This is a genomic window from Cellulophaga geojensis KL-A (assembly GCF_000568425.1).
In the GTDB taxonomy this organism is placed as follows: Bacteria; Bacteroidota; Bacteroidia; order Flavobacteriales; family Flavobacteriaceae; genus Cellulophaga; species Cellulophaga lytica.
In genome coordinates this window covers 1-24,737 of record NZ_ARZX01000018.1, presented here as the reverse complement: position 1 = coordinate 24,737, position 24,737 = coordinate 1, and the positions used below count along the sequence as shown (strand labels likewise).

Below are 24,737 nucleotides of genomic sequence, written 5' to 3'. Positions count from 1 at the left end.
AATGAAAAAACTAAGCTACATAATTGTAATTTGTATTTTATTTATATCCTGTAAAGAAAAAAAATCTAATACCACCAATGATAGTTTATTAAACACAACCAACACTACTGCCAATACACCTATTAAAGTTGCCTCTTTTAAAGGACAACAAGTTACTGGTGTTACGGTAAGTAACAAGGGGCGTATTTTTGTAAACTTTCCCAGATGGAGAAAAGGTGTTACCAATTCTGTAGTGGAAATTAGTGGAAACAACCACTCCCCTTTTCCAAACAAAGAATGGAATTCTTGGAAAATTGGAGATCCTGTTTCTCCTAACAAATTTGTAGGCGTGCAATCTGTTGTTGCTTCTAATGATTTTTTATACGTTTTAGATACTAGAAGTCCACTTTTTCAAGAGGTTTTAGATGCGCCAAGAGTATTTGTGTTTAATATAAAAACCAAAAACTTAGAACACGCTTATATTTTAAATAATGGCACTTATCACCCTAACTCCTATATTAATGATTTAAGAGTAGATCATAAAAAAAATAAAATATACTTTACAGACTCCGGCAATTCGGGCTTGGTAATTTTAGATTTAAAAACAGAAAAGTTTACCAGAGTTTTAGACAATCATTCTTCTACAAAAGCAGAAGTAGATTTTTTGACCTTTAACTCTAAAAAATGGACAAATACTGTACATTCTGATGGTATTGCATTAGACACAAAAAATGATAAGTTATACTACCACGCACTTACTGGTTATAGTTTGTATAGCATACCAACTGCTGCTTTAACGTTAAAAGATAGTATTGCTTTAGAAAAAGAAGTCACTTTTGAAGCTAAAACTAGTGCTCCAGACGGAATGATTTTTGACAATAAAGGCTACCTATACTATGCAGATTTAGAAAATGATAAAATTATGTACCGTAAACCAGATGGCAGCACATATATTTTACTAGAAGGAGACGCTGTAAAATGGGCAGATACATTTAGTATTTACAACAACTATTTATACTATACCAACTCTAGAATTAATGAAGTTAGTGCAGATATATCTGCAATGAATTTTACAGTTTATAAAATTAAACTACCTAAATAAAAAAATATGAAATATACCTTAGCTTTTGATGTATATGGTACACTAATAAATACCTCTTCTGTACTTGTATCTTTAGAAAAACTATTAGGGAAAGATACCGCTAAACCATTTATGGATACTTGGCGAGATAAGCAATTAGAGTATTCATTTAGAAGAGGTTTAATGGATAAGTACACAGATTTTTCAATATGTACAGACAATGCCTTAAATTTTGCTTGCAAAAAGTTTAATGTTACTTTAAGCTGTGAGCAAAAAGAGGCTCTTTTAAATGAATACACTGTGTTACCTGCCTTTGATGATGTTAAAGATGCATTGGAAGATTTAAAAACTGCAGGACACAGGTTATTTGCTTTTTCTAACGGCAGTAAAGAAGCCGTTACTAAACTGCTTAAAACAGCTAGTATTTTTAATTATTTTGAAGACGTAATTAGTGGTGAAAATGTAAAAATGTTTAAACCTAGTCCTATTGTATATGACTATTTTTTAGAAAGTACTAATGCTAAAAAGGAAGAAAGCTGGTTAATATCTAGTAATAATTTTGATGTTATTGGTTCTAAAATGTTTGGTATGCACTCTGCTTGGGTACAACGTACACCAGATGCTATTATGGATCCTTGGGGAATAGAGCCTACTACTACAATACACAACTTAACAGAATTAGTTAAAAATTTATAGTTTTTTTAGAACAAACTCATTAAATTTTACTGTTATTTTACACCCTTAATTTTTTGGCTATGATAAATAAAACAATTGGTATAGTAGGTGGTGTTGGTAGTTATGCAGGCATAGACTTAATTAAAAAGGTTTATGACCTTACAGAGGCAAAATCAGACCAAGAACATTTACCTGTTTCTATGTTATCTGTACCTCATAAAATAATAGATCGCACTAAATATTTATTAGGAGAAACAGATGTTAATCCTGGTATAGCCATATCAGAAATTATAGCAACATTAATAGCTAGTGGTTCTAATATTATAGCAATTCCTTGTAACACTGCTCATGCTAAACCAATTTTTAATTTAATAGAAAAAAGCATACCAGAGTCTTGCATACTTGTTAACCTTATTGAAGAAGTTGGCTTATATATAGCTACAAAACACCCAGAAATTACAAGGGTTGGAGTTTTAGGTACAACAGGTACTATTTTGGCAAAAGTATATCCAGATGTTTTGGCCAAGTATAATATAGAAGTTATTCAACCTTCAGAAGATATTCAAAATTTGTTTGTTCATCCTTCTATATATGATGCCAACTATGGTATTAAAGCTTTTTCTAATCCTGTTAATCAAAAAGCAAAAGAAAACCTTAGTATGGCAGCAACATACTTGTCTAGAAAAGGTGCGCAGGCTGTAATTTTAGGATGCACAGAAATTCCGCTTGCCATACAGTCTGAAAAAATAGAAGATAGTTTAATTATAGATGCTACAACAGTTTTAGCTAGTGCATTAATTAGGGAGTCTAAAAAAACTGAAGCTTCAAAAACAGCTATATATTAAGTGTCTAAAACCTAATAATTAATTGCATTTTAATTAACATTAAGGGCAAAATAGCTAAAAAACAATTAGCCTATCTTTGCCAACAATGCAAAAAAAAATTACTACATATTTAAAAACTATAGAGCTCTTTTTAAAAGGGTCTAGCTTTTATAGAGGTATTGTACTTACAATATCTGTTGTTATACCTTTAGCTTTTTTTTATTTAATAGGACAAATAGAGTATGCTCCTTCTATAGTTTTAGGTGCTTTTTTAAATGCACCAAGTGATGTTCCTGGCAGCCTAAAACGAAAAATAAATGGTATTTTAATTGGTATTGCATTAACCTTAATTGTAACTACTGTAATCCTTTTTACCAAACCAGTTTTTACCTTATTACTTATAGCCATTGCTATTTTAAGCTTTTTAATAGCTTTAATTTCTGCCTATGGGTTTAGAGCCTCTTTGGTTTCTTTCTCTGGCTTATTAGCTATTGTACTTGGCTTGGCTGTTAAAAAAACAGAGATTACAGAAATTTGGCAACATATAGGTTTACTAGGTGTTGGTGGCTTATGGTATTTGGTTGTTTCATTAGTCTCTGGATGGATTTCTCCTAAAAAAGATGTAGACCAACTATTGTCTGACACCTCTGCGCTTACTGGAAAGTATTTAAAAATTAGAGCTAAAATTTTAACCAAACCTGCTAAAAGAGATAAGTTTTCTACCAAAGCCTTGGTTATACAAACGCAAATAAGCGATAAACACGAAACACTAAGGGAATTACTATTAAAGGATCGTAAGCGTTCTGGTAGGTCTTTATCTAATGAAAAAAGACTACTTATTTTTATTTCTCTGGTAGATATTTTTGAGCTCGCTTTAGCCAATAATTTAGATTATTCTAAAATAGATTCTCTTTTTGAGCTACAAAAACACCATCTAAAATCGTTTAAAAAAATGAATAAAGTAATGGGTAACCACCTTATTGCTTTATCAGAATTATTACTAAAAAAAGGAGAATTACCAGATATTTCTTTACTCAATAAAACACTTAAAGAATGTAACAAATCTATTAATGCTTATATAGAAGAAGTAAAACTACCAAAAGCAAGAGATGGTGCTATTACATTGCGCAACTTGCATGATTACCAAAAACAACTTTTAGCCGAAATTAAAGCTATTAGACGTGTTTTAAATAATTCAGAAAATGTATCAAAAGTTTTACTAAAAACACAAGAATCTAAACAGTTTTTAACGCTACAGGAATATAAGTTTAATATTCTTTTACAACACTTTAGCTTAAAATCGCCTATGCTTAGGCACGCACTAAGATTATCATTAGCTATTATTTTTGGGTTTGTAATTGGTAGTATTTTAGATATTAAAAATGCCTATTGGATTGTGCTTACCATAATAGTAATTATGAGACCTAATTATGGTTTAACCAAAGAGCGCTCTAAAAACCGTATTATAGGTACTATTATTGGCGCCGTAATTGCCACTATAATAGTACTTATTACACAAAACACTATTGTTTATATGGTTTTGGCTGTACTATCTTTAACCTTTGCTTTTTCATTAATACAGCAAAGTTACAAAGCTGGCGCTGCTTTTATTACTCTTAATATTGTTTTTGTATATGCATTATTAGATCCTAATGCTTTTTCTGTAATTCAGTATAGGGTAATAGATACCGTTATTGGTGCAGGTATAGCAGTATTTGCTAACTATATTATTTTTCCTAGTTGGGAGTATAAAAATTTAGATACTGTTATATTAAAAGTTATCCTTAGTAATAGAGATTATTTGGAAGCCACTAAAAAACTCTATCATGATAAAGAACACAATTCTTTAGAATATAAAGTTTATAGAAAAGAAGCCTTTTTAGCAATGAGCAACTTAAATGCGGCTTTTCAACGATTAACTCAAGACCCAAAATCTAAACAAAAACAATCTGTTTTAATTTATGATATTGTTACCTTAAACCACACAATGTTATCTGCAATAGCATCTATAGGCAGCTATATTTTAAACCATAAAACTACTCCTGCATCTAAAGAGTTTGATATTATTGTGTTTAGCATTAATAACTCTTTAAAAAACTCTGCATTAACTTTAGAGCAGGTGAATTTTACTGCAGATGAAGAAGAACATCATGTAAACAAAGCGCAACAAAAACTATTAAAAGATTTTGATGCTTTAGCTTTGGCCAGAGATAAAGATATTGAGGCAGGTAAAACAGAAATTGATGAAGATACTTTGCTAAATTTACAAGAATCTCACCTAATATCTAACCAATTAGTGTGGCTTAAAACCTTATCAGAAAATCTAAGCAAGGTAACAGCTAAATATACAGACGTTTTTAAATAGTGATTTTAATTTGCTATTTTTAAATAAATTACAATCACAAAACATTGATATATGAAAAAAATTGTTTTCAGTATATGCTGCGTTATACTATTCTCTAATGCTATTTTGGCGCAAGAAAATAATGAGTTAAAAAAATTGCTTTGGGAGAACGTAGAAAGCTGTTTTTCAAATTTTAATGACTTAGATGAAAAAGATAAAAATAATTTAGAAATTATAGAGGATAACAAAAATGGATATCTAGAAGTTTGTGGTACATACCCTACTTGTGGTTGTTATTGTAGTGCAAAAGTTGCTGCTTACAAAGATGATAAAAACAACTATACTTTACTACAGACTAATGAAAATGATTGCAGTTGGACCAAAAATGTAAAAATAAACCAAGAGTTAAATGAAGTATTACCAAAAGGTTTTGGCTTTAATTCTTTTTCATCAACACAAATAATTCCTTTTTTAAAAAACCCTGCTTTTTACCTTAATTTTACTATTCCTATTAAGGGCACAGATACTAAAGTAACTCCAGAGCTTATTCCTTTTGGGTTAAACGCCAAACAAAAAAGCGCTTGGGTATATAGCTACAGCCAAAACAAAGCAGAACCAAAATCTATATCTGACATAAAAAAAATTGTAACTGGTATTGAAAATAATGAAACTATAACTTATTTAATTTCTGGAGCTATAGATAGTATTTCTCCAAAGGATTTAAAGGTTATTAAAACTAGCATTACTAATAAAGCTTTTAGTAGTACTAAGGAGTTGTCTGCTATTTTTACCGAGCTAAAAAATATTTACAACACTTATTTAACTATAGAACATAGCTACATAATTTTAGGATGGAACAAAGAAAAGGGTTCCTTTTTTATAAAAGAAAAAGGCGATAAACCAAAAGCTATTAATTTTAAAAATTTTCTACTTCACGCAAATTATTGGGAACCTATTTGTTAAATTATAAGTTAATATGATTTTTACGTTTTTATATATCTAGAATTATAGATATATTTGAAGTATGAATATTAAATTAGCAACAGAAATAGGAAAATGTTTATCTAACCAAACCAGAGTTCAAATTATGGAGTGGTTAAAAAAACCTGAAGCTAATTTTCCGCCACACGAAACTTTAAAACATTTTAATGATGGAGTTTGTGTTACATATATTCAAGAAAAATCTGGACTTTCTCAATCTACCATTTCTACCTATTTAACTAATATGGAAAAATGCGGATTGCTTGTGGTTACCAAACACGGAAAATGGTCTTATTTTAAACGAAACGAAAAAATTATTAAAGAGTATACTAGTTTTATAAGTTAGTATTTTTTTTACTTTATATATAGACATATTTAGATGTAACAATATGAAAACACTTATTGATATTTTGGGTTGGTCTGGATCTGCTTTTATTATAATAGCATATGGCTTTACACTTATTGAAAACAAAAAGTTTTTAAATTACGGTAAATACCTTAACCTAATTGGCGGACTATTTATTGCCATAAATTGCTATTACTACAATGCTATTCCGCCTTTTGTAACCAATTTATTGTGGAGTATAATTGCCACATTAACCATTTATAAAAACCGAAATAGAAGAAAAACCATTTAAAACTTATACGTTTAACTATAAAATATATTGATATGAAAATTTTAATTATTGGTGGTAATGGTACCATAGGAAAAAAAGTAACAGCCCACTTTAAAAATGAAGCTGAAGTACTTGTTGCAGGAAGAACAAGTGGAGATCTAACAGTAGACATAGCAGATAGCACATCTATAAAAAAAATGTTTGCTAAAACTGGTAAACTCAATGCAATTATATCTATTGCCGGCGAAGCCAAATGGGACACTTTTAATAATTTAACTGAAGAAGACTACCATATAGGCCTAAATAGTAAATTAATGGGACAAGTAAACCTGGTACGTATTGGCAAGGATTATTTAACCACAAATGGATCTATAACTTTAACTACTGGTATTTTAGCAGATGATCCTGTAGCTAAAACTACTAGTGCTGCAATGGTTAATGGGGCTATACATAGTTTTGTTATGGCCGTTGCATTAGAAATAGAAAACGGAATAAGAGTTAATGCCGTGTCTGCTAATGTTGTAGAGGATGCATATGAAAAGTATAAAGATTTTTTTCCAGGAAATATGCCAATATCAATGAACAGGCTTATTGGCGCTTATGTTAGAAGCGTAAAAGGCAAACGCAACGGAGAAATAATAAGATTATATAATTAAGGTTAAAAAAAAATTAAATACGCTTAAAAACTCGGGGCTTTTACTACTTTTGCAGTACCTAATAAGGTATTTTATAAACACAAACCATTACATTATGAAAAAATTACTATTGGTAATTGTTTTATTTAACTTAGTTAGTTGTGCAGAGTTGCAACAAGTAGTAAATCAATTACCGCAAAGTGGTGCCGTTTTAAGCAACCAAGAAATTGCAAATGGCTTAACCGCAGCACTTAACCAAGGCGTACAAAAACAAGTTAGCAAACTTACCCTAAAAGATGGCTATTATAAAAATGAACTGGTAAAAATATTACTACCAGAAGAATTACAGAAAGTAGACAACACTTTACGTAAAATTGGGTTAGGCAACTTAGCAGATGAAGGTTTAAAAGCTATTAACAGAGCTGCAGAAGATGCTGTTGGTGAGGCTACTCCTATTTTTGTTAATGCTATAACAAATATGAGTTTTACAGATGCTAAAAATATTTTAGTTGGTGCAGATAATGCCGCTACACAATATTTAACTGCAAATACAGAAACTGCACTATACAATAAATTTAATCCTGTAATTAAAAACTCTTTTTCTAAAGTTGGTGCAGATAAAATTTGGACACAATTAATTACTAAATACAACAACATACCATTGGTACAACCTGTAAATCCAGATTTAACAGATTACGTTACACAACAGGCTTTAGAAGGTGTTTTTACAATGATTGCTGTTGAAGAAAAAGAAATAAGAAACAAGGTATCTTCTAGGTCTACAGATCTTCTTAAAAAAGTATTTGCCCTACAAGATTAAAAATATTACTAATTTTTATTACAATTTTACAATAATCTAAAAATAAGGACGTTATGTAAATATGAAACGCGTTATCTAACTTATTATTAATGTTTAGTTAACCGTGGATATTACAAAATTTTCGATTTTTGTAAAAAAATTGAGTTAGTATTTTTTTGAGTTAGTTAGTTTAAAACCGGTGGGAGCACCGGTTTTTATTTTTTACAGTAGTTTGTATTTAAAACGATGCTATATAGTTTATTACTTTTTCGTTAAAAACATCTGGCTGCTCTACATTTACAACGTGTCCGCAATCTTCTATAACTACCAATTCTGAAGCTGTATGCTGTTGTACAACTTTTTTTATAGAGGGTAAAAACATATAATCTTCTTGCCCCATAATATACAAAGCAGGTATCTTAATATCTTTAGTTCTAAAAAAACGCAATAATGGGTTTATATCAGCAGTTAACTTAAACCAACGTATAAACTCTTTTTGGTACAATTTCTTTGCTTCACGCACAAAAAGAGATCTAGATTCTTTGTGGTTCTTATTTGGCATAATTACAAAAGCAAAAAACTTGTACAACCATAAATAAGGTACTACAGATTTAAAAATGGTTCCTAAACGCATTAAAACCTGTGATCTAAAGTTTAATTTTAAAATAGCTCCGCCTAAAACCATACTCTCTACCTTTTCTGGGTAATTTTCAGCAAGGTTTCTAATTAAAATGGTTCCTAAAGAAATACCAATAAAATGTGATTTTTCAACTTTTTCAAATTCTAAAACTTGTACAATATCTTCAGTTAAAAAATTAAAGGTGTATTTTTTATCATACACATCTTTAAAACTATGTTTAGATCCTCCGTGACCTCTTAGATCTATTAGTAAAATATTAAACTCGCTTTTAAATGCTCTTACTTGTTTAAACCAGATTGAAGAACTACCTCCTGCTCCGTGTATAAACGTAACCCATTTTTTTGAAGTTTTGTGCCTATAAGTTGTGTAATTAAGCAATATATTTCTGTATTGATTGATGATGTAATAAGTGCGTAAAAATATGAATTATATGTATTGTCTGTATCACAATGTTAGGATTTTAAGCAATTAAAGTTAAAAAAAAGATAAATTACCAATATATTAGCCATACACCCCATTTCTAGTGAACCAAAACTGCTAATTGAAACGTATCTTTGTAAAGAACAAAACATTAGCTATGAAAAATCAATATTGCAAAGTAGGTGCTACTACTCCTTTAACTAACGAAAAAAATATGGTTTCTCTATTAGAACGCAGATATAACTCTTTTATTGAGATGGCTGCACAAATAGGAAATAGTAATACTAAGTTAGCTGAGTTTTTACAAGTAAAAGCTTCTAAAACTAGAAAAACGTTAGAAAAACTAGCTTAGTTTTTCTAACTCTATCTGCATTTGCTGTTGTAACTCTAATGCTTTTTCTGCTGCGCTATCGGCAAAATTTAAATCGGCGCCAGCATATATTATACCTCTAGATGAGTTTATAAGTAAACCTACGTTACTACTCATCCCATATTTACAAACATCAGCAAGGTTACCTCCTTGTGCCCCTACTCCTGGCACAAGTAAAAAACTCTCTGGTATTATTTGTCTTATTTCTGATAAATATTCTGCTTTAGTTGCTCCTACAACATACATTAAATTTTCTGCTCCTTTATATGCTTTAGAGGTCTCTAAAATTTGCTTATACAACTCTTTACCGTCTACAAGCTTTGTTTGGTAATCAAAAGCACCAGCATTAGATGTTAAGGCCAAAAGTATGGTATGTTTGTTTTTAAAGGCTAAAAAAGGCTCTACAGAGTCTTTACCCATATATGGTGCAATAGTAACAGAATCAAACGCTAAATCCTCAAAAAATGCTTTAGCATACATTGTAGACGTATTACCAATATCTCCGCGTTTAGCATCTGCAATTGTAAAAATTTCTGGATAATTAGTGTTCAGATATTTAATTGTTTTTTCTAAAGCCATCCAACCTTTTATACCATATGCTTCATAAAAAGCGGTATTAGGTTTGTAAGCTACACATAAATGGTGTGTAGCGTCTATAATTTGTTTGTTAAAAGTAAAAATAGGGTCTTCCTCTTGTAATAAGTGTTCAGGAATTTTAGCTAAGTCTACATCTAACCCTATACATAAAAAAGATTTCTTTTTATGTATTTGCGCTACTAACTGCTCTGTTGTCATTTGTGTATTATTTTTTTGACTTTAGTGTATAAAAAAAGATTTTGTAATTGATTTTTTTTGAATCTGAACTTCTTCATTCATCAATATATCAACGTACAAAATCTCTTCTTGTTTTTAGAATTATGTTTTACTAGAAAATTTCAGATGCTTCTTTTAGTTTCTCTGTATTTTCAACTAGTCTTAATTCATCAATAATTTTTTGAATATCACCATTTATAATATTCTGCAAATCATAAAGTGTTAAACCAATTCTATGATCTGTAACTCTACCCTGCGGATAGTTGTAGGTTCTAATTTTTGCAGAACGGTCTCCACTACTCACCTGTGAGTTACGTTTAGCCGCATCTTCTTCTTGCTTTTTAGCCAATTCTAAATCATACAATCTAGAACGCAATACTCTAAATGCTTTTTCTTTGTTTTTATGTTGTGATTTTTGATCTTGACATTGTGCTACTAAACCTGTTGGCACGTGTGTTAAACGTACGGCAGAATATGTTGTGTTTACAGACTGCCCACCTGGACCAGATGAACAAAAGAAATCTATACGTACATCTTTAGGATCTATTTGCACATCAAAATCTTCAGCTTCAGGCAATACCATTACTGTTGCTGCACTTGTGTGTACTCTACCTTGAGTTTCGGTTTGTGGCACACGCTGTACACGGTGTACACCAGCTTCAAACTTTAATGTACCGTAAACCTCATCACCGGTAACTTCAAACTGAATTTCTTTATAACCACCACTGGTACCATCACTTAAATCTATAACATTGGTTTTCCAACCTTTAGACTCACAGTACTTAGTGTACATTCTAAACAAATCTCCTGCAAAAATACTAGCTTCATCTCCACCAGTACCTGCCCTAACCTCTACCACAACATTTTTAGAATCTTCTGGATCTTTTGGTATAAGCAATAGTTTAATTTCTTCTTCTAACGGTGGTAAACCTGCTTTAGCTTCTTCAAGCTGCATTTTGGCCATTTCTACCATTTCAGCATCACTTCCGTCTGCTATAATTTCGTTAGCTTCTTCTATATTGTTTGTAAACTCAAGATAAAGTTCTCTTTTGTCACATAACTTCTTAAGATCTTTGTATTCTCTGTTGAGCTCTACATAGCGTTTTTGATCTGATATAATATCTGGCTGGATAATTAAATCCGATACCTCATCAAAACGTTGTTTTACTATATTTAATTTGTCAATCATAATCCGTGCTTCGCTTGGACTGCGAATTTACGATATTTTTAAAGATTTATAAACAACAAAACTATCTTGACAAGAAAAAAGAGCTATTTATTAGTTAACATTAACAAATGTTGCTCCTAAACTAACTATAAAAGAGTCTAAACCATTATCTCTATTATACATTGTACCTCTAACATCTAAAGCCTTTAAACCAAAGCCAAAAACACGTTGTTTTGCAAAAATATCTTTGTAACGTAAACCTGCTCCGTACTGGTGAGCTGTAAATTTACTTAAGTCATAATCAGACGTATAATAATTTAGTGTAGATAAGGCTTCTTCTTTCTTATAAAAATAATCTGCAGCTGTTTGGTTGTAAAACCGATATGTTGGGTACAACGTAAAAACGGTATTAAGCTTAATAGGCAGCTCTACACTTGCTGTGTTAGAATTAATTCCCCAATCATCTGTATAATAACGGTAATATGTACGTACCACTAAAGCATCGTTTACATAATAATTTAAACGACCACCTATTGGAATTTTAACTCTATTGTCTGGTAAAATTTCTACATCATCAGCTAATTGAAAATCATCAATAAAAAAGTCGTTTACGTCTCCAAAATATACACGCTGAAAAGGTGTACTTAACAAACCACTTTGCACAATAACATCTGCAAATAATGATCCTTGTACTTTTTTACCTAGTATTTGTGATAAGCCTAAAGAAACTGAATAAGTATTTCTATTTTTATCTGTAAATGCTGTAAAATTAGGACTATAAGTTCCGTTACCTGTAACTCTACTATCAAAAAAACCATCTCTTAATTCTACCGGATATTGCGGTTTCCAAGTATCAAAATACACCTGACCAGAGATAGATAGTTCTGTGTTTTTTTCATTAAACAAATAGGCATAATTTACTCCCAATCCCAAGGAGCTGTAATCATACTCATTTGCTGCATACAAACTTGCTCCTATTATTTTATTACGATCTTTGGAACTATGCTCGTAATTGGCTTTAATATGTATTAATTTATCACTTTTTGATGCTCCTGAAGAAGCATTAAAAGGATTTACAGCCTTATTAAAATTACCATCTAAAGGATTTACATTACTAGATGAAGCTGATGTGTACGCAGATATACCAACATCTACAGTTAGTACATCATCATTATTTAAAGGCATTTTTACTACTATGGTAGAGGTTACATCTGTTAACTCTTGTGTTCCCTCGCCACCAGTTACTGCTGCATTTTTACCATCTTGGTCATAATAACTAAAAAGTAAATCTACTTCTGTATCTTCTAAAACGCGTTTTGTGTAAGTAGCCTCTTCTTGTCCGTATATAAAAACAGAAAACAATAAAGCTATTGGTATTAAAACCTTTTGCATTACTTTATTTTTTAATTACAGCCACAGCCACCACCTGTTTTACCTCCGTTTGCACCAGAAGCAGACTCTCTATACACCTGAAAATTGGTTTCATAACGTTCTATATTTTTTGCTGCAAGAATCATTTCGTCATCATTAAGGTATACCTTATCATACCCTTTTACAGTAACGCAAGATGTAGCAGTAATTATTAAACCAAAAAGAAGTATTAAATTTCTCATAGTCTAAAATTAATAATTATTTTGAAAGGTTATGCCTTTACTCTTATGTATTTGGTTATTTTTATCTACAATAATAACCTCTACTCCGTTTAACTGCTCTATAACAGACATACCTGTTTCTACTCCCATTACAAATATTGATGTTGCAAGGGCATCACACAATTCTGCTTTTTTTGCAAAAACAGAAACACTTTTTACTCCTTTAGATGGCCAACCTGTTCTAGGATCTATAATGTGCGAATATTTTTCTCCTTTAAAAATGATGTATTTTTCATAATTACCAGACGTAGCCACAGAAGAATCTACAATTGGTAGCCATGAAAATATTTTATCTGCATCTAACGGGTTACTAATACCTACAAGCCATTTTTTGCCACTAACTTGCGTTCCCCAAGTAGTTAAATCTCCAGATGCGTTAATTATACCACCAACAACACCTTTGCTTATCATTAATTCCTTTACTTTATCTGCTGCAAAACCTTTGCCAATAGCTCCAAACCCTATTTTCATTCCTTTTTTTGCTAAAAAAATGGTTTGTTTTTCTTTATCTAAAACAATGTTGCGGTAACCTACTTTTTCAATAGATTTTTCTACTTGTGCATTGGTAGGCAAGTACTCCATATTTATATTAAATTTCCAAACATTGTCTAATGCTGCATAAGTAATATCAAAAGCGCCATCTGTTACTTTAGATATTTGTATGGCACGCTCTACTAAACCAAAAAGTTCTGGAGCAACTTTTACTGGAGCTATACCTGCATTTTTATTAATTTTTGTTGTTTGGGAATTTGGGTTCCAAGAAGATATTATTGTCTCTATACGTTTTACCTCTGCAATACATTCATCTATATAAGCATTTGCTGTTGCTGTTTCTTTTGCAACAATGGTAAAATCAAATCTATTGCCCATTAATTTTACAGTTCTATGGGCAGTTATGTGTTTTTCTTGTGCAACTGTAAGCAATACAAAAAAACAAAACAGGGGGAATATTATTTTTTTCACTTAACAAAAGTAGTTAAATGCGCTATATATTTTGAAGGAGAAATGTTTTTATATCCTGATTTTTCTAAAATATTTTTGTCGCCATCTAACAACACAACCAACGGAAAATAACCTTGCTGATTATATGTATCTGCTAACTCTTTGTTTGCCAAGCTTAAAGCTTTAGAAAGTTTATTTTTCTTTTTTCTAGGAAAGTCTGCTTTGTAAAGGACTAAGCTTTTTTTTGCGTATTCTTTAAATTCTGACGATTGCCAAATCTCGGCATCTAGCTTTATACAAGGTGCACACCAGTCTGACCCAGAAAAAACCAATAAAACCAATTTATTTTCTTTATGGGCTTTTTCTACTGCACTGCTAAAACTACTACTCCACTCCTGTGCCGTACTAGTGTATGTACAGAAAATGAATAATGCTAAAACTAAATTTTTCATATTATTTTAAGTCCAAAAACACTGCCAAACTATTCAAATACTCGTAACATAGTACCTGTAAGTGTTGTTTGGTATACTTTTAATGGTTTTGCTGCTTTACTATCTACTTGGTTTAAAGGCGTACCAGTTTGACTAAATCTAGATTGGTGAACATCACAATAAAAAATACCGCCATCTACATTTGCAAAACGTACTTGGTCATAACTCTCATGGCTACAAATTTGACTGGCAGCTACAAACTCACCTTCTAAATTTTTAACCACAACAACATCATTCTTCAAAATAAAACCGCCATTGGTTTGCAGATTAGATGCTTCATCTGACTCTAAGTCTACTGTGAAATCTACACCTGTTGGCACTTCTTTTTTATCTCCTTCTTCGCTATCACTAGAACACCCACCTAAACAAGGAAATGTTAAAGCAAAAGCCGCACCTACACCTAAAGTTCTTAAAAACTGTTTTCTTTCCATAATAAGTTGTTTTATAAGTACAACGGTTAAAAGGTGAAAATTGTTGTTAATTAATACTCAAAAGTTCCGTACTCACTAGTTATAGTTAGTTTTTTTGTAGCACTTGCCTCTACTTTACCTACTATTTTAGCTGCTACACCAAAACTTTTAGAAATAGCAATTAAATCTTCTGCTACAGCAGGATTTACGTACAATTCCATACGGTGACCACAGTTAAAAACTTGGTACATTTCTTTCCAATCTGTTTTAGATTGTTCTTGTATTAGCTTAAATAAAGGAGGAACCGGAAAAAGGTTGTCTTTTACAATATGTAAGTTGTCTACAAAATGAAGAATTTTTGTTTGCGCACCTCCACTACAATGTACCATACCATGTATGTCTGTAGCATTGTATTTTTCTAATATTTTTTTAATAATTGGCGCATACGTTCTAGTTGGTGACAATACCAGTTTACCTGCATCTATTGGAGAGTTTTCTATTTTATCTGTTAATTTAACAGCACCAGAATATACCAAATCTTCAGGTACGGCAGCATCAAAACTCTCTGGGTATTTTTTTGCTAAGTATTTAGAGAACACATCATGTCTTGCAGAAGTAAGTCCGTTACTTCCCATACCTCCATTATACTCTGTTTCGTATGTTGCTTGTCCAAAAGACTCTAAGCCTACAATAACATCACCATCTTTAATATTAGCATTGTCTATAACATCCTTTTTATTAAGCCTAGCAGTTACGGTAGAGTCTACAATTATAGTACGCACCAAGTCGCCTACATCTGCAGTTTCACCGCCTGTAGAGTGTATTACAATACCGTGTTCTTTTAAATCAGTTATAAGTTCTTCTGTACCATTAATAATAGCAGATAAAACCTCACCCGGAATTAAGTTTTTATTTCTTCCTATGGTAGAAGACAACATAATGTTATCTGTAGCACCTACACAAATAAGATCATCAATATTCATTATTAAAGCATCTTGCGCTATGCCTTTCCAAACAGAAATATCTCCTGTTTCTTTCCAATACATATATGCTAACGAAGATTTAGTACCTGCACCATCTGCATGCATTACCAAACAATAGTCATTATCACCAGTTAAATAATCTGGAACAATTTTACAAAAAGCTTTAGGAAAAAGCCCTTTATCTATGTTTTTAATGGCATTATGCACATCTTCTTTAGATGCAGAAACTCCTCTTTGGTTATACCTTTCGCTATTAGATGAACTCATACTTTTTTACTTTGAGGCAAAAATAATGTAATCCATAAAATTAGCAGCAATAAACTTTGGTAGATATCAACAATAATAGTTTATAACCTAAAAAAGTTAAACAACCACTTGCTTATTAGCCGCTTTTAAATTCTTTTTGGCTGTTCTGTTTTTTAAAATACCATTTGCTATAACAGTAATTAAAATGATAAATGCTCCTAAATAAAACATAGGGTCCATTTTTTCACTATCTCCAAAAATTATAAATGCCAATAGAATACCATAAACAGGCTCTAAGTTTGTAGTTAGCATTACGGTATACGGACTTAAAAATTTCATTATTTTAACCGATGCAATAAAGGCATATGCAGTACAAAATGAAGCTAGTATTAAAATGTAAATCCAATCTGACACTGATAGTTGAAAATTTACTTGACTAAAATTTCCTTGAAAAAGCATATAAATTGATAAAAACACTACACCAGCACCAAGCTCATAAAAAGAAATAATTGAAGGCTTGTGTTCTTTAATAAGCTTACCATTCATTAAAGAAAAAACTGTTGCTAAAAATGCTGAAATTAATGCTAGTACAATACCTTCTTTGTATGATGCATCAATATTAAATATTAGTCCTAAACCGCCAATAACTATAAGTCCAAAAATAATCTCGTACCAAATAACTTTTCGTTTGTACCAAATTGGTTCTAGTATAGCAGCAAAAAAAGCTCCAGATGATATGGTTGCTAAGGTTACAGAGACATTAGACACTTTTATAGAAGAAAAAAAAGTTACCCAATGCAAAGCTATAATTACACCTGTACCAAGCAATAACAATAATGTTTTGCGGTTAACTTGTAATTTGTTTTTACGCACTACTATAAACAGCAATACAAAAAGAGCTGCAAATAACATACGATACCACACTAACGGTAACGCGTCTATAGTTATTAATTTACCTAATACAGCAGTAAAGCCCCAAACAAAAACTATAAAATGTAAATGCAGGTAATTTTTAAATTTATCGCTTAGCATTTTTTAACAAGTATAAGCCAATGATTGCAAATATTGCGTTAGGAATAATAATTGCTATTAAGGGTGATAAACCAGCCTTTTCTGCAAGAATAGCAAAAACTCTATCAAAAAATATGTACACAAAGGCAATTACAATTCCAAATGCTAAATTAAGCCCCATACCTCCTCTACGCTTAATTGAAGAAACAGATACCGCTATTAGTGTTAATATAAAAGCACTAACTGGCAAAGCCCAACGCTTGTATTTAGCCATTACATACGTATTTATGTTAGATGCTCCTTTTTTACGCTGGTCTTCAATAAACTTATTTAGCTCAAAAATATTTTTAGTTTCTGCTACATAACTAACAGGAGTTAAATCATCTATTTTAAAATCAAAAATAGTGTCCAACCTACTCTTTTTTTCAATTACCTCTACATTCCCTTTAACGGTTCTAGAAGTAAAACCTGTTAACCTATATATGGTATCTTTAGGTATCCACCTTATACTAGATGCAGTAAGTTTGTATGCTAATTTATCATCATTATCAAAATGTTCTAAAACAAAATTACTACCCAGCTGCCTGTTAGGGTCAAAACTACTGATATATAAAAACTCGTTTTCGTTTAATTGATTATATATGTTAGTGGTCTCCTGAAACTTTTTACCTTTTTTAAGGTATTTAAATATAAACTCATGATAGTCTAAACTGGCTTTGGGGACAATAAACATTGCCATTACAAACATTAGTATTGCAATAATGGTAGCACCCATAAAATAAGGCCTTAAAAACCTACCAAAAGAAACACCAGAGCTTAATATTGCAACAATTTCTGTATTTGAGGCGAGTTTAGATGTAAAAAAGATGATAGATAAAAACAAAAATATAGGAAATAACAAACTACCTATATAGATAATAAAGTTCATATAATACTCTAAAATCTCTAAGGTTGGGGCCTCATTACGTACCATTTTAGCTATTTTTTCTGCCAAATCTAGCATTACACCAATTGGCACAAATAACAATAGCATTACCGCAAAGGTAAGCAGGTAGCGTTTTAATATGTATTTATCTAATATACTCAACTATTACAATCTTTTATCCATTTGTTTTACCATCATATTTTTCCATTCGGTAAAATCTCCGGCAATAATATGCTTTCTAGCTTCACGAGTCAACCATAAATAAAAACCTAAGTTATGTATGGTAGCAATTTGTTTACCTAAATATTCATTAGCAGCAAACAAATGACGTAAGTATGCTTTAGAATATTCAGTATCTACAAATGTAATTCCCATTTCATCAATAGGAGAAAAATCTGCTTCCCACTTCTTATTTTTAATATTAATAGTACCGTGTGCTGTAAATAACATACCATTACGTGCATTACGTGTTGGCATAACACAGTCAAACATATCTACACCTAAAGCAATATTTTCTAAAATATTAATTGGTGTACCAACACCCATTAAATATCTTGGCTTTTCTTCTGGTAAAATATCGCAAACAACCTCGGTCATTGCGTACATTTCTTCAGCTGGCTCACCTACAGACAAACCACCAATAGCATTTCCTTCTGCACCTGCGTTTGCAATATATTCAGCAGATTGTTTACGTAAATCTTTATATGTAGAACCTTGTACAATAGGAAAAAAAGTTTGTTCGTATCCGTATTTAAAAGGTAGTTTTTCTAAGTGGTTCATACAACGGTCTAACCAACGGTGCGTCATATGCATAGAGCGCTTTGCATAATTATAATCGCAAGGGTAAGGTGTACACTCATCAAAAGCCATAATAATATCTGCACCAATAGTACGCTGAATTTCCATTACGTTTTCTGGAGTAAAAAAGTGGTAAGATCCATCTATATGAGATTTAAACTTTACACCTTCTTCCTTTATTTTTCTATTAGCAGATAAAGAATATACTTGGTAACCACCACTATCTGTTAAAATATTACGATCCCAGCCCATAAATTTATGCAAACCACCAGCTGCTTCAAGTATATCCAGTTTAGGACGTAAATACAAATGATATGTATTTCCTAAAATAATATCTGGATTTATTTCTTCTTTTAATTCTCTCTGATGAACCCCTTTTACAGACGCAACTGTACCTACAGGCATAAAAATAGGTGTTTCTATAACACCATGATCTGTTACCATTGTAGCAGCACGTGCCTTACTCTGTGGGTCCTTTTTTTCTAATGTAAATTTCAAAAACTATAGTATTTATGACCGCAAATATAATCAACTCATCTACAAAAAATTGCTAACAAAAAAATAAAGTTAGGTATTAATTGTAAAGTAGTTAATAAATTATAACAACTAGCCTTGTACACGCAAAAGATAGGACTTATTTTTACACGCGAATTAACACAACATATAAAATGCCAAGACTGGAAGAATTACAAGATTTGACCACGCAAGTGAGAAGGGATATTTTAAGAATGGTGCACAAAGTAAACTCTGGCCACCCAGGTGGTTCTTTGGGTTGTGCAGAATTTTTTGTTGCCCTGTACAATGAATTAATGGAACTAAATGAAGGATTTGACATGGATGGTAAAGGTGAAGACCTTTTCTTTTTATCTAACGGTCATATTTCTCCTGTTTATTATAGTGTATTAGCACGTAGCGGATACTTTCCAGTAGACGAGCTTAATACTTTTAGACTAATTAATTCTAGACTACAAGGACACCCAACTACACATGAAGGTTTACCTGGTGTGCGTATTGCATCTGGGTCATTAGGACAAGGAATGTCTGTAGCTATTGGTGCAGCACTTGCAAAAAAGCTAAACAAAGACAGCAACATTGTGTATAGTTTACACGGTGATGGTGAGTTACAAGAAGGTCAAAATTGGGAAGCTATGATGTATGCTTCTGCCAATAAGGTTGATAATTTAATTTCTACTATAGATTTAAATGGTCAGCAAATTGACGGTTCTACTGACACTGTATTAAATATGGGTAGTGTAAGAGCTAAATTTGAAGCTTTTGGATGGGATGTTTTAGATGTTGAAGAAGGAAACAACCTTGAAGCAGTAATAGCTGGTCTTAAAAAAGCTAAATCTATGACAGGTAACGGAAAACCAATTTGTGTTTTATTACATACAGTTATGGGTAATGGTGTAGATTTTATGATGCACACACACGCATGGCATGGTAAAGCTCCTAGTGATAAACAACTAGAGACAGCACTAGCACAAAACCCTGAAACTTTAGGAGACTACTAATAAAAATTAAATCTACCTTCTCTTATACAAAAGAGAAAAATCATAAAGGATATGAAAAAATACACAGATCAAGGAAAAAACGATACTAGAAGTGGTTTTGGTGCAGGTTTAGCAGAATTAGGAAGATCAAATCCTAACGTTGTTGCATTATGTGCAGATTTAATTGGTTCTCTTAAAATGGATAAATTCATTGAAGAAAATCCAGAGAGATTCTTTCAAATAGGTATTGCAGAAGCTAACATGATGGGGATTGCCGCAGGTTTAACCATTGGAGGAAAAATACCTTTCACAGGTACTTTTGCTAACTTTTCTACAGGAAGAGTTTATGATCAAATACGCCAGTCTATTGCTTATTCTGGTAAAAATGTAAAAATTTGTGCTTCGCATGCTGGGGTAACTTTAGGTGAAGATGGTGCAACACACCAAATTTTAGAAGATATAGGTTTAATGAAAATGTTACCAGGAATGGTAGTTATTAACCCTTGTGATTACAACCAAACAAAAGCAGCTACTATTGCTATTGCTGATTATGAAGGTCCTGTTTACCTACGTTTTGGAAGACCAAAAGTAGCTAACTTTACTCCAGTAGATCAAAAATTTGAAATAGGCAAAGCACTACATTTAACAGAAGGTACAGACGTTACTATTGTTGCTACTGGCCACTTGGTATGGGAAGCTTTAATTGCTGCCGAAAACTTAGAGAGTCAAGGGATTTCTGCAGAAGTAATTAATATACACACTATTAAACCATTAGATGCTAATGCTATAATTAATTCTGTTAAAAAAACAGGCTGTATTGTAACTGCAGAAGAACATAATGTTTTAGGCGGTTTAGGAGAAAGTGTTGCTCGTGTTTTAGCAACTAGCCAACCAACTCCGCAAGAGTTTATTGGTACTAACGATACTTTTGGTGAAAGTGGTACTCCTGCACAATTAATGGAAAAATACGGTTTAGACAATAAAGCTATAGAAAAAGCCGTTTTAAAAGTTATAGAACGTAAGTAAGAAAATGGTATCGTTTTTGATACTTAACTTACATATTAATTAATAACATATTGAGAGTGATTGTTTTTTTACAGTCGCTCTCTTATTGTTTAAAACACTTTTAAAATGAAAAAAACACTTTTAGTAATTACAATGGCTTTGGCAAGTTTAACAACTTTTGCCCAAACTGATGCTGGTTTTGGTATTAAAGGAGGTTTAAACTATGGTGGTAATGGAGATTATTATGACTCTGCAAAAGATGCTTATAATGACCCTGATAAAAATGTAGGTTACCACATTGGACTTTATGCAAAAACTGGCGGCAATTTATATCTTAGACCAGAATTAGTGTATACATCTCTAAAATCTGGTTATGCAGAAGATTTTAAAATGCATAAGTTAGACTTACCTGTTTTAGTTGGCGCAAAGGTAATTGGTCCGTTAAACGTATTTGCAGGTCCTGCTTTTCAGTACATTTTAGATACAGATTATGATGGTATAACTATTGGTGATGTAGAGAACGACTTTACCGTAGGCCTTAACGTAGGCATAGGTGTTAACTTAGGTAAATTAGGAGTTGACATTAGGTATGAAAGAGGATTTAGCGATAATGAAGTTGATATTATAAATGCTGATATTACGTCTGTACAAAAAGACAGAATAGACACTAGGCCAGATCAACTTATTTTAAGTTTATCTCTAAAACTATAAGTTTTAACACACAACAAACAAAAAGCCCTAGAAATTAATTTCTAGGGCTTTTTATATAGACGTAATTTTATATTAGTTATTTGGATCTAAATAATTTGGAATACCATCACCATCAGCATCTGGGTAAGGTAAAATTATATTACCATCTTCATCACTAATTTCATCTCTAGTTAATATCCCGTCGTTATCATCATCATCATCTAAATAGTTTGGAGTTGTAGCTATAGAACTAGAACCATCTTCAGATACTTCATCTGTATTATCATCAAACAAATAACCATTTCCATTTAAATCTTCTATATAAGAAGGAATACCATCATTATCATGGTCTGCATTATTTACTGCTATTAAATCAATTTTAAAAATTAAAGGACTGTAGGCAGATATAGAACCAGTAGCATTATTGTAATAACCCAAAGCAGAAGGAAAAATTATCATACCTACTCCATAATCACTAACTTCAAATGTCCCATCTTCGTTAATATCATCATCTGTTATAGCCCTACCTGCTTTTAAAAATTGTGTTCCCAAAGAAAACCCGCGCGCTCCTTGAAGAGGAGCTTGTAGTGTAGCTAGGTCAAACCATCTAGGAGTAGCAGTTGACGCATCAAAAACAGTATTATCTAACAACAAACCTTCATAACGGACATAAGTAGAGTCTGCTGTGTTAGCCTGTGCTCCTACCCCTTGTCTTGCTACAAGGTAATAATAAGTATGTTCTACTTCTTTATTATCAGTTAATCCTATTTCTTCAGAGCGTACAGTTGTTTTAACTGCCGTCATCATATCAATTAACGGTGTTTTATCTGCATTTTCCCCCTCAATTTCTCCTAAAACAATTTTATAGTCAAAATCTGCTGGTGGATCTTGAAAATCTTCATAGTTGTAAAAGTGTGTCTCTAAGTATTTAACTATAGAGTCTTTATCTTGGTCTACTATTTCACTTAATGCCTTTGGTGGCTCTATAGAAAAGCCATTATCATCACTATTACAAGCCCATACTATTATGGCCAGTATAGCAACTAAAAAAACGTTCTTAAATTTCATCTATTCTAATTTATGAGCCGCAAGATACAATTTTCCACTATTTTTGCAGAAGTAGTTAACAAAGAATTTGGAGTTAATATGAGGATAGACAAATATTTATGGTGTACACGTTATTTTAAAACAAGAAATATTGCTACTGAAGCCTGTAAAAAAGGACACATTAAAGTTAATGATAAAGTGGTAAAACCGTCTAGAGATGTTTTTCCTATGGACAAAATAACGGTACGTAAAAACCAAATAAATTACCAGTTTACTATTTTAGATGTACCACCTAACAGAGTTGGCGCTAAATTAGTAGATATGTACCGTAAAGATACTACACCTAAAGAAGCTTTTGAGCACTCTGAACTACTTAAATACTCTAAGGACTATTATAGAAAAAAAGGCACAGGAAGACCTACAAAAAAAGACCGTAGAGAAATTGATGATTACACAACTACAAATTCTACTGAAGAGGAATAACACTTAAAAAGTGTTTAGTATCTTTGACTATATAAAATTACAATACACAATGCAGAACAAAATATTATCTCACAACCAAATTCAGCATAAAGTTAAGCGTATTGCTTACCAAATTTACGAGGCTAATGTAGAAGAAACAGAGATTGTAATTGCTGGTATAGATGGTGGCGGATTAAAATTTGCAAAAAAACTAAGTGCTGTTTTACAAGACATTACCACTGCTAAAATTACATTGTGTACAGTAAAAATGGATAAAAAAAACCCGCTAAACAGCGGAGTTACAACTTCTATTTCTAAAGAAGAATACACCAATAAATCTGTTGTTTTAATAGATGATGTTTTAAACTCCGGAACAACCTTAATATACGGTGTTTTTCATTTTTTAAAAGTACCCTTACGCCAATTAAAAACGGCTGTTTTGGTAAACAGAAACCATAAAAAATATCCAGTAAAAGCAGATTATAAAGGATTGTCTTTATCTACATCTTTACAAGAACATATAGAGGTAGAATTTAAAGATAATGATGATGCTGTGTACTTAAACTAACTTTTCTACAATATCATTTACCACTTCAGCGGCTTTCTTTTGCTGTACTAATATAGTATGGTGAGCTTTTGTGTAAAAGTAACTACGCTCAAACAAATGTGCTCCTATAAACTCTGGCAGTTCGTTTTCTGGTATGTTTGCTATTAAAGGTCTGTTTTCTTTTTCTTTTACTAACCTCTTTATAAGTTCTGGTATTGGCACGCTTAAATAAAAAACATTACTAGTATTATTAGTCATAACATTAATATTGTCTCCGTAGCAAGGTGTTCCGCCCCCTGTAGAGAGCACAAAATCATCATTTGTTGCAAAAATTTCGTTTAAACATAAAATTTCCGCTTTTCTAAAAAATATTTCTCCTTTTATAGAAAAAAGATCTGAAATAGACATCTCATACTTTTTTTCTATGTAAGAGTCCAAATCCAAAAAATTGATTTTCAAACGCTTGGCAAGCTCTCTTCCTACTGTAGATTTTCCGCTCCCCATATAACCAACAAGTACTATTTGCATCTATTTTTTTATACAAAGATGGTCTATTTTACATCGAAATAAAAAAAATAAAATAAATTTTACAAAAGTACTTGTGAATTTAAATAAAGGTCATATATTTGCACCCGCAAACAACAATACGCTGTTTTGCTGGAATAATGACCTGGTAGCTCAGTTGGTAG

Annotated in this window: 29 protein-coding genes; 15 read left to right on the top strand and 14 right to left on the bottom strand. The window is 31.7% G+C overall.

Translation table 11 applies throughout. The annotated features are described in order from the left end of the window. The first annotated feature begins 1 nt into the window (after nt 1). The 9 genes from KLA_RS12935 to KLA_RS12895 all read left to right on the top strand — a co-directional run bounded on the left by KLA_RS12935 (nt 2) and on the right by KLA_RS12895 (nt 7,956). A complete protein-coding gene (locus KLA_RS12935) occupies nt 2-1,081 on the top strand; it encodes an L-dopachrome tautomerase-related protein (protein ID WP_034646299.1) in 1,080 nt (359 codons plus the stop codon). A 6-nt stretch (nt 1,082-1,087) separates the two neighbouring features. Next, nucleotides 1,088-1,756, top strand: a complete 669-nt coding sequence (locus KLA_RS12930; protein WP_034646298.1) for a haloacid dehalogenase type II — start codon at nt 1,088-1,090, stop codon at nt 1,754-1,756. Nucleotides 1,757-1,815: 59 nt separating this feature from the next. Further along, nucleotides 1,816-2,580 carry an aspartate/glutamate racemase family protein gene (locus KLA_RS12925; protein WP_013619961.1) on the top strand — a complete coding sequence of 255 codons (765 nt, stop codon included), beginning with the start codon at nt 1,816-1,818 and terminating at the stop codon, nt 2,578-2,580. 85 nt (nt 2,581-2,665) lie between these two features. Continuing rightward, nucleotides 2,666-4,924: an FUSC family protein gene (locus KLA_RS12920; protein ID WP_013619962.1), complete on the top strand. Its 2,259-nt coding sequence runs from the start codon at nt 2,666-2,668 to the stop codon at nt 4,922-4,924. 51 nt (nt 4,925-4,975) lie between these two features. Continuing rightward, entirely contained in the window at nt 4,976-5,866 is an 891-nt protein-coding gene (locus KLA_RS12915; protein WP_034646297.1) for a hypothetical protein, read from the top strand. 61 nt (nt 5,867-5,927) lie between these two features. Further along, nucleotides 5,928-6,230 carry an ArsR/SmtB family transcription factor gene (locus KLA_RS12910; protein ID WP_013619964.1) on the top strand — a complete coding sequence of 101 codons (303 nt, stop codon included), beginning with the start codon at nt 5,928-5,930 and terminating at the stop codon, nt 6,228-6,230. A 43-nt stretch (nt 6,231-6,273) separates the two neighbouring features. Beyond that, the gene (locus KLA_RS12905; protein ID WP_013619965.1) at nt 6,274-6,522 is read left to right on the top strand and encodes a hypothetical protein; all 249 of its coding nucleotides are present in this window, start codon (nt 6,274-6,276) and stop codon (nt 6,520-6,522) included. Nucleotides 6,523-6,554: 32 nt separating this feature from the next. Continuing rightward, nucleotides 6,555-7,157, top strand: a complete 603-nt coding sequence (locus KLA_RS12900) for a short chain dehydrogenase (protein WP_013619966.1) — start codon at nt 6,555-6,557, stop codon at nt 7,155-7,157. 94 nt (nt 7,158-7,251) lie between these two features. Next, nucleotides 7,252-7,956: a DUF4197 domain-containing protein gene (locus tag KLA_RS12895; RefSeq protein ID WP_013619967.1), complete on the top strand. Its 705-nt coding sequence runs from the start codon at nt 7,252-7,254 to the stop codon at nt 7,954-7,956. A gap of 217 nt (nt 7,957-8,173) precedes the next feature. On the opposite strand, the gene KLA_RS12890 is transcribed toward KLA_RS12895, so the two are convergent. Further along, on the bottom strand, nt 8,174-8,953 hold the full coding sequence (locus KLA_RS12890) for an alpha/beta fold hydrolase (RefSeq protein ID WP_034646296.1): 780 nt from the start codon (nt 8,951-8,953) through the stop codon (nt 8,174-8,176). Nucleotides 8,954-9,152: 199 nt separating this feature from the next. Between KLA_RS12890 and KLA_RS12885 the strand changes: the two genes are divergently transcribed. After that, the gene (locus KLA_RS12885; protein WP_034646295.1) at nt 9,153-9,347 is read left to right on the top strand and encodes a hypothetical protein; all 195 of its coding nucleotides are present in this window, start codon (nt 9,153-9,155) and stop codon (nt 9,345-9,347) included. Here KLA_RS12885 and pyrF read toward each other — a convergent pair. From pyrF to tgt, 11 genes are all read right to left on the bottom strand, one after another. Continuing rightward, complete coding sequence (gene pyrF / locus KLA_RS12880) at nt 9,339-10,160, bottom strand: orotidine-5'-phosphate decarboxylase (protein WP_034646294.1); 822 nt, start codon at nt 10,158-10,160, stop codon at nt 9,339-9,341. The two genes, KLA_RS12885 and pyrF, sit on opposite strands and share 9 nt — an antisense overlap. Nucleotides 10,161-10,290: 130 nt before the next feature. Next, complete coding sequence (gene prfA / locus KLA_RS12875) at nt 10,291-11,367, bottom strand: peptide chain release factor 1 (RefSeq protein ID WP_013619971.1); 1,077 nt, start codon at nt 11,365-11,367, stop codon at nt 10,291-10,293. Between the two features lie 90 nt (nt 11,368-11,457). Next, nucleotides 11,458-12,738: a DUF3570 domain-containing protein gene (locus KLA_RS12870; protein ID WP_034646293.1), complete on the bottom strand. Its 1,281-nt coding sequence runs from the start codon at nt 12,736-12,738 to the stop codon at nt 11,458-11,460. Between the two features lie 11 nt (nt 12,739-12,749). After that, nucleotides 12,750-12,959 carry a DUF4266 domain-containing protein gene (locus tag KLA_RS12865; protein ID WP_013619973.1) on the bottom strand — a complete coding sequence of 70 codons (210 nt, stop codon included), beginning with the start codon at nt 12,957-12,959 and terminating at the stop codon, nt 12,750-12,752. 9 nt (nt 12,960-12,968) lie between these two features. Further along, on the bottom strand, nt 12,969-13,961 hold the full coding sequence (locus KLA_RS12860) for an FAD:protein FMN transferase (protein ID WP_034646292.1): 993 nt from the start codon (nt 13,959-13,961) through the stop codon (nt 12,969-12,971). Then, complete coding sequence (locus tag KLA_RS12855) at nt 13,958-14,392, bottom strand: thioredoxin family protein (protein WP_034646291.1); 435 nt, start codon at nt 14,390-14,392, stop codon at nt 13,958-13,960. Before KLA_RS12855 ends, KLA_RS12860 begins: the two co-directional genes overlap by 4 nt. 29 nt (nt 14,393-14,421) lie before the next feature. Continuing rightward, nucleotides 14,422-14,862 carry a ubiquinol-cytochrome c reductase iron-sulfur subunit gene (locus KLA_RS12850; RefSeq protein WP_034646290.1) on the bottom strand — a complete coding sequence of 147 codons (441 nt, stop codon included), beginning with the start codon at nt 14,860-14,862 and terminating at the stop codon, nt 14,422-14,424. A 50-nt stretch (nt 14,863-14,912) separates the two neighbouring features. After that, the gene (locus KLA_RS12845; RefSeq protein ID WP_034646289.1) at nt 14,913-16,091 is read right to left on the bottom strand and encodes an AIR synthase related protein; all 1,179 of its coding nucleotides are present in this window, start codon (nt 16,089-16,091) and stop codon (nt 14,913-14,915) included. A gap of 96 nt (nt 16,092-16,187) precedes the next feature. Further along, nucleotides 16,188-17,102: a DMT family transporter gene (locus KLA_RS12840; RefSeq protein WP_013619978.1), complete on the bottom strand. Its 915-nt coding sequence runs from the start codon at nt 17,100-17,102 to the stop codon at nt 16,188-16,190. Continuing rightward, entirely contained in the window at nt 17,089-18,168 is a 1,080-nt protein-coding gene (locus KLA_RS12835) for an LptF/LptG family permease (protein ID WP_034646288.1), read from the bottom strand. Before KLA_RS12835 ends, KLA_RS12840 begins: the two co-directional genes overlap by 14 nt. A gap of 3 nt (nt 18,169-18,171) precedes the next feature. Next, nucleotides 18,172-19,302 carry a tRNA guanosine(34) transglycosylase Tgt gene (tgt, locus tag KLA_RS12830; protein WP_034646287.1) on the bottom strand — a complete coding sequence of 377 codons (1,131 nt, stop codon included), beginning with the start codon at nt 19,300-19,302 and terminating at the stop codon, nt 18,172-18,174. A 170-nt stretch (nt 19,303-19,472) separates the two neighbouring features. On the opposite strand from tgt, the gene KLA_RS12825 reads away from it, so the two are divergent. From KLA_RS12825 to KLA_RS12815, 3 genes are all read left to right on the top strand, one after another. After that, on the top strand, nt 19,473-20,318 hold the full coding sequence (locus KLA_RS12825) for a transketolase (RefSeq protein WP_034646286.1): 846 nt from the start codon (nt 19,473-19,475) through the stop codon (nt 20,316-20,318). A 51-nt stretch (nt 20,319-20,369) separates the two neighbouring features. Next, nucleotides 20,370-21,323, top strand: a complete 954-nt coding sequence (locus KLA_RS12820) for a transketolase family protein (RefSeq protein WP_034646285.1) — start codon at nt 20,370-20,372, stop codon at nt 21,321-21,323. A gap of 105 nt (nt 21,324-21,428) precedes the next feature. Beyond that, nucleotides 21,429-22,013 (top strand): porin family protein, encoded by a 585-nt coding sequence (locus KLA_RS12815; protein WP_034646284.1) that lies wholly within the window; start codon nt 21,429-21,431, stop codon nt 22,011-22,013. 72 nt (nt 22,014-22,085) lie between these two features. On the opposite strand, the gene KLA_RS12810 is transcribed toward KLA_RS12815, so the two are convergent. Beyond that, complete coding sequence (locus KLA_RS12810) at nt 22,086-23,060, bottom strand: FKBP-type peptidyl-prolyl cis-trans isomerase (RefSeq protein ID WP_034646283.1); 975 nt, start codon at nt 23,058-23,060, stop codon at nt 22,086-22,088. 78 nt (nt 23,061-23,138) lie between these two features. Here KLA_RS12810 and KLA_RS12805 point away from each other — a divergent pair, with 78 nt between their 5' ends. Then, on the top strand, nt 23,139-23,522 hold the full coding sequence (locus KLA_RS12805; protein WP_034646361.1) for an RNA-binding S4 domain-containing protein: 384 nt from the start codon (nt 23,139-23,141) through the stop codon (nt 23,520-23,522). A 49-nt stretch (nt 23,523-23,571) separates the two neighbouring features. Then, nucleotides 23,572-24,069, top strand: a complete 498-nt coding sequence (locus tag KLA_RS12800; RefSeq protein WP_034646282.1) for a phosphoribosyltransferase domain-containing protein — start codon at nt 23,572-23,574, stop codon at nt 24,067-24,069. Here KLA_RS12800 and KLA_RS12795 read toward each other — a convergent pair. Beyond that, nucleotides 24,061-24,576 carry a shikimate kinase gene (locus KLA_RS12795; protein ID WP_034646281.1) on the bottom strand — a complete coding sequence of 172 codons (516 nt, stop codon included), beginning with the start codon at nt 24,574-24,576 and terminating at the stop codon, nt 24,061-24,063. The two genes, KLA_RS12800 and KLA_RS12795, sit on opposite strands and share 9 nt — an antisense overlap. Nucleotides 24,577-24,737 lie beyond the last annotated feature (161 nt).